Source organism: Acuticoccus sp. MNP-M23, assembly GCF_031195445.1.
In the GTDB taxonomy this organism is placed as follows: domain Bacteria; phylum Pseudomonadota; class Alphaproteobacteria; order Rhizobiales; family Amorphaceae; genus Acuticoccus.
Genome location: NZ_CP133480.1, coordinates 1067541 through 1079217, shown reverse-complemented (window position 1 = coordinate 1079217; position 11677 = coordinate 1067541). Strand labels below are relative to the sequence as shown.

Sequence of the window (11677 nt, the reverse complement as noted above, 5' to 3'; positions counted from 1 at the left end):
ACGATCCGCTTTGGCCGGCGTCCGCGATACCGCCGGCAATCGCCACCAACGCTTGCCCCGTAGCAAATGTGGGTCCGCGCTTTCAAGAATGGCGCGGCTTCTGCCGCCCCCCGAACTGTCTACTGACGCGACGTCAGCTCAGAGCGCTGGACCCCCGCCGCCACGCCTATGTCATCCGCGTCGAGTGGGTTTGCGACTGAGACGGCCTACGTCCCGCACTTCAGGTGCCAAAGCGCCCCGGTCCCAGCCGGGGCGTCGGCATGTCAGGCAGATACCGGAACGATCCGTCGTCTGCCGGGATGATGATCCCGAGGCCCGGATACGGAAAATGGTAGCCGTGGAACCGGAGCCGTTCATCGACGGCCTTCCTGAAAACAGTCGCCTTCGCCTCGGCACCCTGCGCAGGGTTGCTGTCGAACTCGTTGTGAAAGAACCACTCGGGATGGTGCGGATCGAAGACGTGGTGGTGGGTTGCGTCACCGGTGAAGATCACCTTCTCCCCGTTGCTCTCGAAAATGTAGGCGCATTGCCCGGAAGAGTGACCGGCCACTGACATGACCGAAACACCCGCAAAAGGCTGTTCGCCCGGCTCGACGAGGCGGATGCGGTCCCGGTACGGCGCGACGGCCTCCAGAATTCCTTCGGTCCATACGCCGCGAAAATCGTCCCGGCCGAGGTTCCGCGTGTCGGTCCATTCCTCCCAGTCGATCCGCGGCACGACGAGGTCGGCGTTCGGGTAGGTCTTGCTGCCGTCCGGGCGGATGAGACCGAACGTGTGGTCGGGATGCATATGGGTGATCAGCACGACATCGACGTCAGCCTGGTGCAACCCAGCCGAAGCCATGTTCTGCGCCATCTTGCCGGTGAAGTCTCCCATGATGGGGCGCTTCTGGCCCATCCCGGTATCAACGACGAACAGCCGGTCTGCGGTGTTCACAAGCGCCGGGTTGAGGTCCATCGGGATGTGATCGAGCGGCAGGCGGTATGCCTCCTGCAACCGCTGCACTTCGGCTGGATCGCCGTTCGGGAACAGCCCATCATAAAGATGATGGATGTAGCCATCCCAGATGATCGTGCACTCGAACTCACCGATCAGGAAGCGGTACCAGCCTGGTACCTGCGTGTTGAGGCGCGGTGCGGCCATCGTCGTCTCCTACGCTGCCGGCCGGCCGGGAATTTCGCTCAGCATGACCAGGTGGCGTATTTCCACCGGCCGCGCGAGCAGTTCTGCCTGCCGGTCCAGCAACGGTTTCAGATGCGGCTTGGCCAGATGCTCGTCCAGCGCCTGCCGGTTCGTCCAGTTTTCGTAGAAGACGAAGACGCAAGGGTCTGCGGCGTCGACATGGAAGTCGTAGTTGATGCAGCCCGTTTCGGCCCGGGTCGGCGCAACCAGCGCTCCGAGGATCGCCTTGAGCTCCGCCTGCATCTCGGGTTTTGCAACGACGGTTCCGATGATCGTGCATCCTATGGTCACGGCTCAGCTCCTCTTCTGGTTCAGAGCGACGGCGAGGATGATGATGCCGCCGCGCGCGATGAGCTGCTGGCTGAATTCCAGGCCCATCAGGATCAGCCCGTTGTTGATGAGGCCGATCATCAGCGCCCCGACGATGGTGCCGACAACGGTGCCGTAACCGCCGAACAGGCTGGTGCCGCCAAGGACCGCTGCTGCGATCACGGACAGCTCATCGCCTTCGCCGAACTGGAAGCGGCCTGATTGCAGGCGGCCCGCATACAGCATCCCGGCGAGTGCTGCGGCCGTTGCCGAGATGACCAGAACCCGGAATTTGACCGACCGCGTGTCGATGCCGGAATAGCGTGCAGCCGTCTCGCCGCCGCCGCTTGCCAGCACCCGCCGGCCGAAGGTCGTTCGCCGCAGGACGAAATGTCCGATCACGCCGATCACCAGCATCCAGATGAGGAGGACCGGCAGCTTGCCGATGGAGCCGCCGCCGAAAAACCAGGAATAGATCGGGTTGATGATCGGGACCGCGGCGGAATCGCTGATCCACATCGCAACGCCCTTTGCGATTCCCATCATCGCAAGTGTCGTCAGGAATGAGGGGATCCCGATCCGCGTCGTCAGAAGGCCATTGAACACGCCGGCGGCAATACCGGTGGCCAGCCCGGCAAAGATGCCGAAGACCATCCCGCCCGAGTCGATGGCCATCGCGACCGTGACCGAGGCAAGCCCTGCCACCGCGCCGACGCTGAGGTCGATCTCCCCGGACGCCAGCACGAAGGTCATCGCGATTGCCATCACCGCAATCATCGCAGTCTGCCGGAAAATGTTGAGCAGGTTGTTGGGGTTGAGGAACCCCTTGTCGCTCAGTGTCGCCGCAAAGATCAGGAAGATTGCGACGAAGCCGATGTAGATGATGTATTTTCGCCAGTTGGCAAAGCTTGCGCGGGAAACAAGCCCCTGTGATTGGCCGGATTTTTCAGTGGGCATGGCGCGTTTCCTGATCCTTCAGGGCGTTCTGGATGTGGGATTGGAGTTTTTGCTCGGCGGCTTGCAGCCGATGTGCGGTGTCGCCGGCTGCAATGGTGGGGTCATCAAGGTCCTTGCGAGCGTAGCTGCCGGCAAGGCGCCCTTCGGAAAGGACAACGATCCGGTCGCAGGCGGTCAGAAGTTCACTGAGTTCGGAAGAAACCATGACGACGCCCTTGCCGGCTTTCGCCAGTTCGCGGATCAGGCGGATGATCTCGGACTTCGACCCGATGTCGATGCCGGCCGTGGGTTCGTCCAGCACGAAGAGGGCAGGGTCGGCTGCGAGCCATTTGCCGATCACCACTTTCTGCTGGTTGCCGCCCGACAGCGTGCCCACCGGGTGGTCGCGCGAGGCGGTCTTGATCGAGAGGTCTGCGATCTGCCCGTCGGCGGTTATCGCGACCGCTTCACGCTCGATCCAACCGCGCGACGACAGCTTGTCGAGCACCGCCATCGTCAGGTTGTCGGCCACCGAATGCGCGGGGATGATGCCCTGTGTCGCTCGCGCTTCAGGGACAAGTGCGATGCCAGCTTCAATCGCATCTCGCGGGCTGCGAGCGAGGATCGGCTTGCCGGAGAGCCGGATCTCGCCGCTCGCGCATGGCTCGATCCCGGCAATCACCTTGGCGAGCGACGAGCGGCCCGATCCGAGGAGGCCGGCCAGCCCCACGATCTCGCCCCGGTGCACCGTCAGCGTTACTTCCACCGGCTTGTTGCGGCCAGACACGCCCACAAGCTCCAGAAGAGGAGCGCCAATCTCGACGTCTTCGCGTTTCACATCATGAAAGCCGCTGGATCGTTTGCCGATGATATGCTCGATCATGGTGTCCATCGGCAGCTCGGACAGGGGCGCCGTGATGACATGTCGGCCGTCGCGAAGGATGGTCGCACGGTCGGCAATGCGCGCGATCTCGTCCATCCTGTGCGACACGTAGATGACGGCCACACCGCGCGCCTTCAACTTGCGCAGGAAAACAAAAAGCCGGTCCACGTCCGAGACGGAAAGCGCAGTGGACGGCTCGTCCAGCACCAGCACGCGCGCATCCTGGCTGATCGCCTTGACGATCTCTGTCAGCTGCCGTTGGCCGGCACCGAGTTCGGCCACCAGTGCCTTCGGGTTCACGTCGACCTCCAGAAGGTCGAACAGGTCGCGCGCTTTCCGCTCGCCCTCGCGGTCGTCGATCAGGCCGAGTCGCGTCTTCATCTCGCGGTTCAGGAAGACGTTCTGGGCGACCGTCAGTGAGGGGACGAGGCTCATCTCCTGAAAGATCATCGCCATGCCGGCCGCTCGGGCCGCTTCCGGCGATGGCTCGGTGATTCTGGTACCGCAGACCTCGATGGTGCCCTCGTCAGGCGCGTGGACGCCGTTCAGCACCTTAAGGATGGTCGACTTGCCGGCGCCGTTGCCACCCAGCAGCGCATGGACTTCTCCCGCGTCGACCTGAAAGTCGACGCTCCTCAGTGCGTGCACGCCACCGAAACGCTTGGAGATGCCGCGCATGTCCACCGCATGAGCCGTGGGGGTCATGAGGCTACATTGACCCATTGCTGGGTCTTGCCCGACTCGATCATCGCATCGGCCACAACTTCGGTCAGGTGGCCGTCCGCAAAGTTGGGCGAGGGCTGCTTTCCGGTGGCAATCGCGGTGAAGAAGTCATGGCACTCGATGATCTTGGTTTCGGAATAGCCGATGCCTAGAGCCGGGATCGGCCACAGCCCCTCGCCATACGGGTGCGCCGGCCCCGTGTAGACGGTGCGGAAACCCCTCGCATCGGCAGGGTCGCTGTTGAACATCACCTGGAGTTCGTCGCGCCGCTCGTAGTTGAAGGCGATCGAGCCCTCGGTGCCGTGGATCTCGAAAGTGATGAAGTTGTTGCGGCCATAGCCGTTGCGCGTCGCCTCCAGAGAACCGATGGCGCCGTTCTGGAATTTCAGCATCGAGACCAGCTCGTCCTCGACATCGACCGCCGCGCGTTCGGCGTTGGCGTTCTTGTCGCTGGCGCCCAGCTTGTCGACGCCGCCCGACTGGACGGGGCGCGTCTTGATATAGGTCGGCGTCATCGCGGACACCGCCGCAATCGGGCCCACAAGGTAGTGCGCCAGATCCACAACGTGCGTGCCGATATCGCCGATGGTGCCCGAGCCGGCGATCTTCTTCTGGAACCGCCACGACAGCGGGCCGTCCGGATCGGCCGACCAGTCCTGCAGGTAGGTGCCGCGGAAGTTGAGGATCTTTCCGATCCGGCCCTCGTCGATATACTTCTTCGCCAGCGCCACTGCCGGCGTCCGCCGGTAGTTGAAGGCAACCATGTGGATCACGCCGGCTTGATTGACGGCGTCCAGCATCTGGCGCGCCTCTTCGCCGCCGCGGGCGAGCGGCTTTTCGCACATGATGTGTTTGCCGGCCTTCGCTGCTGCGATGGCAATCTCGGCATGCACATTGTTGGGCGTGCAGATGTCGACGATGTCGACGTCATCCCGGTTCACGACGGAGCGCCAGTCCGAAGACGCTTCGTCGAAGCCGAACCGCAAACGGGCGTCCTCGGCCATTTCGTCGGTGACATCCACCACGACCTTTCGGTGCGGGATGGCCGCGGCCGGCCAGAAGAACATCGGCATCACGGCGTAAGCCATCGCATGGGCCTTGCCCATGAAACCGCCACCGATCATCGCCACGTTCAGCGTTTTTGTCATTGTTGTTGCTCCCGTCGGGACTGGCGAGGTTCAGGGCAGGCTTTGCGTGGCTGCCCAGCGGTCGTCGGGGCCGGCGCTCCTGGCGCCAGCCCCGGTTTCTCAGTTCATGCTCTTCTGGATGTTTGCCGTCGCGTCGGTGCGGTAAACGGTCTTCCACGCGTCGAGGAGGTTGTCCTTGGTGACGGGCAGTGCCGGCAGCGCGACGAAGGCAGGCGCCTCCTTGTCCAGGAGGCCGTAGCCGGCCAGCATCGCTTCAGCCACGCCCTGGTCGAACGGCCGCTGTGCGCCGATCCCCTTCACGTAGCTGCCCTGGGCCATGTTGATGGCGACGTTTTCGCCAAGGTCGATCGTGGTGATGACGAGGTCGTCGCGCCCGGAAACCCGCGCTGCGGAAACCACGCCTTCCGCCGGAACGTCCCAGACGGCCCAGATCCCGTCGAGGTCGGGGTTCGAGATCAGCATGGCGGAGGCCGCCTTGTCAGCGTCGCCGCTGAAGTCGGGTCCGCCGACGCCCTGTTCGGCCACGATCTCGATGTCCGGATAGTCCGACGCCATCGTCGCCTTGAAGGCATCGTAGCGCTGCTGGGTCACGAAGAAGTCGGCGGCGAAGAAGACCATGCCGACCTTGCCCTTGCCACCGAGAGCCTTGGCCATCAGGTGCGCCGACGCGACGCCGTTGCCGTAGTTGTCAGCGGAAACCACGGAAATGTAGTCCTTGCCGACTTCCAGCCCCGGCGGCGTGTTTTCCATGAAGACGACCTTCACGCCGGCGTCGGCCGCCGCCTTGTAGGCCGCAGCGGTCGCCGCAGGATCGGTCGGGACCGAGACGATGATGTCCGGCTTCTGCGCCAGGACGGTCTCGATGTCGGCGACCTGCTTCTCGGGCTTGAAGCCAGCGTCGGTCACGGCAATGACCTCGACGCCCATCTCGCCGAACTGGTAGCGCATCCCCTCGACCTGGGCCCGCGACCAGTCATTGCCGCCGTAGTGCATGACGATGGCGGCGGTGGCGTTCATCGCCTTGATCTTTGCAATTTCGTCATCGGAAAGGACGAGGTCGGATGCCGGGCTCGGCTCCTCGCCGCTGGGACCCTTCGACAACACGGTAGACTGAAGCGCCGCGAGCGCGGCATCCGGGTCGGCATGGGCCGGCATGCTGGCAAGTCCGCCCGCAAGGAACGCGGCTGCGATGGCGCCGCGCGTGAACATTGTTCTTATCATTTGTGTTTCCTCCTCCACTGTTGGGACGCGCCGGCAGGCCCGCCCTTGCAAATCGGCCGATCAGGCTAATTTCAGTCGCGATTCAAGGTAGTTGCGGCTTTGGACGGCGCCGCCGAGGGGATCGTCCCAGGCGTCCAGCTCGACGGTCACCCAACCGTCGAATCCCGTGTCGATGAGCGCGTCGACGATCGGGCCGCTGTCGACGTCGCCGCGGTCGAGCGGCGTGAATGCGAACGGTTCGCGTTGCAGGCCCTTGAGATGCACGTAGCTGATCCGGTCCCGATGCTCGCGGATCATGGCCGCGGGATCGCCGCCGGCGGCGGCCAGATGGGCCGTGTCCGGGCAGAAGTCGATCCCGGTTTCACTGAATATGCGGCGCACCTGTTCGGGGCCCTCGACAATGGTCGACAGGTGCGGATGGTAGTGGGCGGTGAGCCCGCGCTCTCTGGCGATGCCAGCGACCCGATCGAGCGCGGCGCCAAGCTTGCCATAGTCGGCATCGCGAATGCCGGTGGCGCGCGTTGCTCCGCCGCCCACGACCAGATGCGGCGCCCCGAGTTCGGCGGCACGGTCCGCGACGCGGCGGATCCGCGCCAGCTCCTCTTCAATAATGTCATCGAAGATGAAGTTGCCGCCGGAATAGGCTGCAACCAGTGCAAGCCCGTTGATGCCCAGCATCTGCGTGAATTCGCGGGCCGGGACATCCATCAGGTTGCCGTCGAAAACCTCGACACCCTGGTATCCGGCTCTCGCTATGTCCTCGAACGCCTGCCCCATATCGCCAAAGGTTCGATAGGTCAGCTGTGTAATCGAAGTTACGCCCACCGCGTCGCCTCCAAGCGGGCCCCAGCAGTTCGCGTGGTAGGCGAGATTCCACTGCACCATCTGATTCTCCCTTCGCGCACCGGTGACGGCGACAAGCCGATCCGGGCGCGCTCCCCGGTGGCCGGAGAATTTAATCTTGTTGTGGGCAGTTTAGACGATCACGGGCGCAAGTCAAAATTTATTCAGCATAATATGGCGGACTTTTGCAGATTAAATGCAGAAGCCTATGATTGTCATGCAGATCGGCGGCGTGTATCCCTGCGCCTCCGGCAACAGCAAAGTGTCTGGTCGTGGCCGACAACGGGATATTCGAGAACGGATCGCGCAAGCGCGGCAGGGGAAGGCCGCGCAATGCCGACGCCGCGGCGCGGAGCCTGGCGACCATCCTCAATCTCGTGCGCACCGGGGCTGCCAACACCCGTCAGGAGCTGGAACGCGAAAGCGAGCTCGGACGGGCCATCGTGGCCGACAGGCTCGCCACCCTGATCGGGCTGCAACTGGCCGACGAAAGCGCCTTTGCCGAGGCGGCAGGCGGCCGGGCGCCGCGGCTCGTCCAGTTCAACGCCGACCGTGCGCGGGTGATCGTCGCGACGCTGGACCAGACGGCCATCGGCGTCGGCATCGCCGATCTGTCGGGCACGCTTCTGACCGTGCACCACGAAACCCTGGATCTTGGCGAACCGCCGGAGAGCACGATCGCCCGGCTTTGCGCCCTGTTCGAGTGGATCCTCGAAAAGGAGGAGCGGTCAGTGCCGCTGTGGGGGATCGGGATTTCGGTTCCTGGCCCCGTCCGGATGGCGCCGGGGGAGGATTTTCTTGTCACGACCCCGGCGTTCCTGCCCGCCTGGAACGGCATTCCATTCGTCGAGCGTCTCTCGGTCCAGTTCGGGGCCCCGGTCTGGATGCGCAGCAGCGTGGAGACGATGACCGTCGGTGAACTCTACTCAGGCGATGATGCGGAGACGTCCGACATGTTGTTCGTCAAGGTCGGCAAGCGGATTGGCGCCGGAATTGTCTGCGACGGGCAGCTCTACCGCGGCGCGCAAGGGTCGGCCGGGCTGATCGGCCAGATGCCGACAACGTTCGGCGGACGCACGGCCGCGCTGGATGTATTGGCCGGGAGTGACATGATCACCGCCGAAGGACTCGCCGCCGCCCGCGACGGGAGCAGCCCGGCGCTGGCCGACATCCTGAGCCGCGGCGGCGATGTCACCGCCATCGACGTCGGGCAGGCCGCACAGATGGGCGATCCCGTCAGCATGGAAATCATGGCGCGCAGCGGCAACCTGATCGGCCATGTCGTGGCTGCCTTCGCCAACATGCTGAACCCGTCGATCATCGTCCTCAGCGGCTCGGTCGCGCAGACGAACGACATTCTCCTCGCCGCCGTACGTGAGGCGGTCTACGGCGAATCCCACCCGCTCGTCACGCGAGACTTGAAGATCCGCGCCTCGCGCCTCGGCAGCTCCGCCGGGCTCCTGGGGGCTGCGAAGGTGGTGATCGAAGCGCTCTTCGACTCGGACTTCTTGCGGGAATGGATCACCCTCAGCGAGCCAACGGCCCTTGAGCGGTTCCGCCAGACGCTTTCCAGCCACGACCGGGACAAGCCGCCGGCTCGATACGATCCGCCCGCGGCGCCTCCCCACACGAGGCGCGATGAACAGGAGGGGCGATAAGCCATGCCGATAACCGGATTGGGCCCGCACGGCGAGCGCGCGGTTTCGCCAGCCTGGAAATCTCTCACCCCGTCCGACATTGCTGCGGCGCGCGAACGGCGGTTCCGCGTGGCCGTGGTGTTGCACACCAACGACAGCGACTGGTCCCGGCAGCAGTTGACGGGCATGGTTGGCACATTCGGCGACAGCGCCGTCGTCGTGAACGAGGTCGTCGACTGCGGCTTCCGGGCGGACGCCCAGAGCAATGCCCTGCAGAGGCTGAGCAACGAGCCACTCGATGCGATCATCTCCATCCCGGTTGCGAACGCGTCCGTTGCCGAGGCGCACCGTTGCGTGTCTCGCGCCGGCATCCGGCTTTTCCTGCAGGAAAACGTGCCAACCGGGCTGCTGCCTGGCACCGACTACACCTCGTTCATATCCGCGGACAATTTCGGGCTCGGCCTGATCTGCGCCGAGCTTCTGTCTCCCCATGTCGCAACCGGCAGCGAAATCGGGCTGATGACGTATGGCATCGATTTTTATTCATCCAACGAACGCGAGATTGCCTTCAGGCGCTGGATGATCGCGAACCGCCCCGACCTGACGGTCCGCATGATCCGCTTTCCGTCGCTGGATGCGGTGGGCGAGACCACACGCGCTTTCATCGACGCCAGCCCGGCGATTGCAGGACTGTTCGTCGTCTGGGATACGCCAGCTTTGGCCGCAATCCATGCGTTCGAGGCGGCCGGGTACGACATTCCCGTCACCACGGTGGATCTTGGTCGTGACGCTGCGATCTGCCTGGCGCGTGGCCGGCAGATCGTCGGCATTGCCGCGCAGGAGCCGTTCCGCCAGGGCGTCGCGGCCGCCGAGACCGTGATCCAGTCGCTTCTGGGCGTTGCGGTCCCGCACTGGATCGCGCTGCCAGGGCTCCCGGTGACAAGGGAAAACGTGGCCGAAAGCTATCAGACGGTTTGGCGCTCGCAGATTCTGGAAAAACATTCGTTTGCTCCAACTCCAAAACCCGCGGCGTGATGCAGGCTTGCGTGTGAACTTGCCCCTGCACAAATTTCAGGACCATCGGGTTCGAAGCGCCCAAAACCTCTTTCAGGACTTCGAGGCCCAGCGCGACACGATCCTCTATGGCCAGAAGGCATTGGCCGGAAACCAGCTTAAAATTTTTCATGAGGATCGGTACTTGTCGGGCCGCGTGCTTGCGATGGGTTGGGGGAAGCGGCCATGCCCAGCTTGGCCGATTCCCCCCGACCGATTGCGAGCGACGTTATTCGATTTGCCGGCCCTCCTTGGGCCCTAAAGGGAAGTTCTCGCCGAACAACTACGTCAACAAACGTGGCATCAAATCGGGCCCTGATGGAATTACGGATCTTCGAAAGATCGAACGTGGCGTTTGTGGTGACGGCGCCATCGAGCATGTTGAGCGCGGCAAACAGCGTCGTCGTTCCGTGCCGCTTGTAATCGTGGGTCATCGTCCCGGCGCGACCCTTCTTCATCGGCAGGCCGGGCTGGGTACGATCGAGCGCGTGGATCTGGCTCTTCTCGTCGATTGACAGCACGACTGCATGCGCCGGGGGCGCGACATACAGGGCGACGATGTCGGTGAGCTTCTCGCCGAACACCGGGTCTCTGGACAGCTGAAATGCCCGCCAACGGTGGGGGCTGAGGACATGCGCCTTGCAGATCCCCTTGCACCGTCGAGGCGGCGACACCGGCCGCTCTGGCCATCGCCTGCAGCGTCCTATGGGTCGCCTCGTGCAGGGGCTCTTCGTGGGTCAGGCGAACGATCTCTGCCACATCGTTGGCGGGAAGCGGTCAATGCCGGGCGAGCGCGACTTGTCATAAAGAAGACCATCAACGCCCTCGCGCATGAAACGCTCCTGCCAGCGCCAGACGCAGTGCTCGGACCTGGCCGTCTCGGCGACAATCGCGTTCGTCCCCGCACCACGACCGCTGAGAAGAATGACCCGAGCCCGTCAGACGTGCATCTGCGGGCTCTTCGGATCGACGACGATCGCTTCAAGTCACTTGGCGGCGCGAGCGGAAACCGCGAACGAGATGCAGGTGCGCCCCCCACAGACTCGCACCAATCCCAGCGCAATGGAATCCCAGAACGGGGATCTTTCGTTGCGAGCAATCCACTAGTCCCGTGTGCAAAGCGCTAAACCATTTTGCCATCTCTCGTCGCTTATCCCAATCATCAGCTCGATTATACGCCCGTCTCACGGCGTTGATTTCGACGTGGCCGAGTTCGCGTTCAATCGCGTCAGGTGACCATAAACCGCTTTCATTGAGGAGCGTGCTGGCTGTTGCCCTGAAGCCATGGGCGGTCATGTCATTGGAGGTGTAGCCCATTCGGCGAAGGGCTCCGGTCATCGTGTTTTCGCTAATCGGCCGGAATGATGAGGTCAGAGAAGGGAACACGAGATCGCCATGCCCTGTTAAAGTCCGGAGGTCGCTTAGGAGGGCGAGTGGTTCATCATCCGGTGGTTTCCGATGCTCCCGGCGCATCTTCGTCCTCCCCGCCGGGATCGTCCATATCCCTTGTTCGAGGTCGAACTCCGACCAACTCGCCGCCCGGAGCTCGCCGGGGCGAGGGTAGAGATAAGCCATCAGGAGGAGCGCAGTCCGGACTGTTGGTTGTCCTCCGTATTCCGTCACCCGCTTCATCAGCGTCCGGATCCGACCGACGTTTGTGATCGCTGCCCTGTTGGTGACCGTTGGCGTAACCAGGGCGCCGCGCAGCGCCAATATGGGATCGTCTTCGACGCGAGCGGTT

10 protein-coding genes and 1 pseudogene are annotated in these 11677 nt (G+C 63.7%); 2 read left to right on the top strand and 9 right to left on the bottom strand.

All coding sequences use genetic code 11. From position 1 onward, the window contains the following. Positions 1-220: 220 nt before the first annotated feature. The 7 genes from RDV64_RS05105 to RDV64_RS05075 all read right to left on the bottom strand — a co-directional run bounded on the left by RDV64_RS05105 (position 221) and on the right by RDV64_RS05075 (position 7288). Positions 221-1144: an MBL fold metallo-hydrolase gene (locus RDV64_RS05105; protein ID WP_309198198.1), complete on the bottom strand. Its 924-nt coding sequence runs from the start codon at positions 1142-1144 to the stop codon at positions 221-223. 9 nt (positions 1145-1153) lie between these two features. Beyond that, a complete protein-coding gene (locus tag RDV64_RS05100) occupies positions 1154-1474 on the bottom strand; it encodes a putative quinol monooxygenase (protein ID WP_309198197.1) in 321 nt (106 codons plus the stop codon). 3 nt (positions 1475-1477) lie between these two features. Further along, positions 1478-2449 (bottom strand): ABC transporter permease, encoded by a 972-nt coding sequence (locus RDV64_RS05095; protein ID WP_309198196.1) that lies wholly within the window; start codon positions 2447-2449, stop codon positions 1478-1480. Further along, positions 2439-4016: a sugar ABC transporter ATP-binding protein gene (locus RDV64_RS05090; RefSeq protein WP_309198195.1), complete on the bottom strand. Its 1578-nt coding sequence runs from the start codon at positions 4014-4016 to the stop codon at positions 2439-2441. Before RDV64_RS05090 ends, RDV64_RS05095 begins: the two co-directional genes overlap by 11 nt. Beyond that, positions 4013-5182: a Gfo/Idh/MocA family oxidoreductase gene (locus tag RDV64_RS05085; protein ID WP_309198194.1), complete on the bottom strand. Its 1170-nt coding sequence runs from the start codon at positions 5180-5182 to the stop codon at positions 4013-4015. The genes RDV64_RS05090 and RDV64_RS05085 overlap by 4 nt, the downstream gene beginning before the upstream one ends. Before the next feature lie 99 nt (positions 5183-5281). Next, positions 5282-6403 (bottom strand): substrate-binding domain-containing protein, encoded by a 1122-nt coding sequence (locus RDV64_RS05080; protein ID WP_309198193.1) that lies wholly within the window; start codon positions 6401-6403, stop codon positions 5282-5284. 60 nt (positions 6404-6463) lie between these two features. Further along, entirely contained in the window at positions 6464-7288 is an 825-nt protein-coding gene (locus RDV64_RS05075) for a sugar phosphate isomerase/epimerase family protein (protein WP_309198192.1), read from the bottom strand. 230 nt (positions 7289-7518) lie between these two features. On the opposite strand from RDV64_RS05075, the gene RDV64_RS05070 reads away from it, so the two are divergent. Further along, positions 7519-8904, top strand: a complete 1386-nt coding sequence (locus RDV64_RS05070; RefSeq protein WP_309198191.1) for an ROK family protein — start codon at positions 7519-7521, stop codon at positions 8902-8904. A gap of 3 nt (positions 8905-8907) precedes the next feature. Continuing rightward, on the top strand, positions 8908-9918 hold the full coding sequence (locus RDV64_RS05065) for a substrate-binding domain-containing protein (protein WP_309198190.1): 1011 nt from the start codon (positions 8908-8910) through the stop codon (positions 9916-9918). A gap of 380 nt (positions 9919-10298) precedes the next feature. Here the strand turns inward: RDV64_RS05065 and RDV64_RS05060 are convergent. Beyond that, positions 10299-10913, bottom strand: a pseudogene (locus RDV64_RS05060) (IS630 family transposase); the annotation flags it as partial. Between the two features lie 4 nt (positions 10914-10917). Further along, positions 10918-11649 carry a site-specific integrase gene (locus RDV64_RS05055; protein ID WP_309198189.1) on the bottom strand — a complete coding sequence of 244 codons (732 nt, stop codon included), beginning with the start codon at positions 11647-11649 and terminating at the stop codon, positions 10918-10920. Positions 11650-11677: the final 28 nt, after the last annotated feature.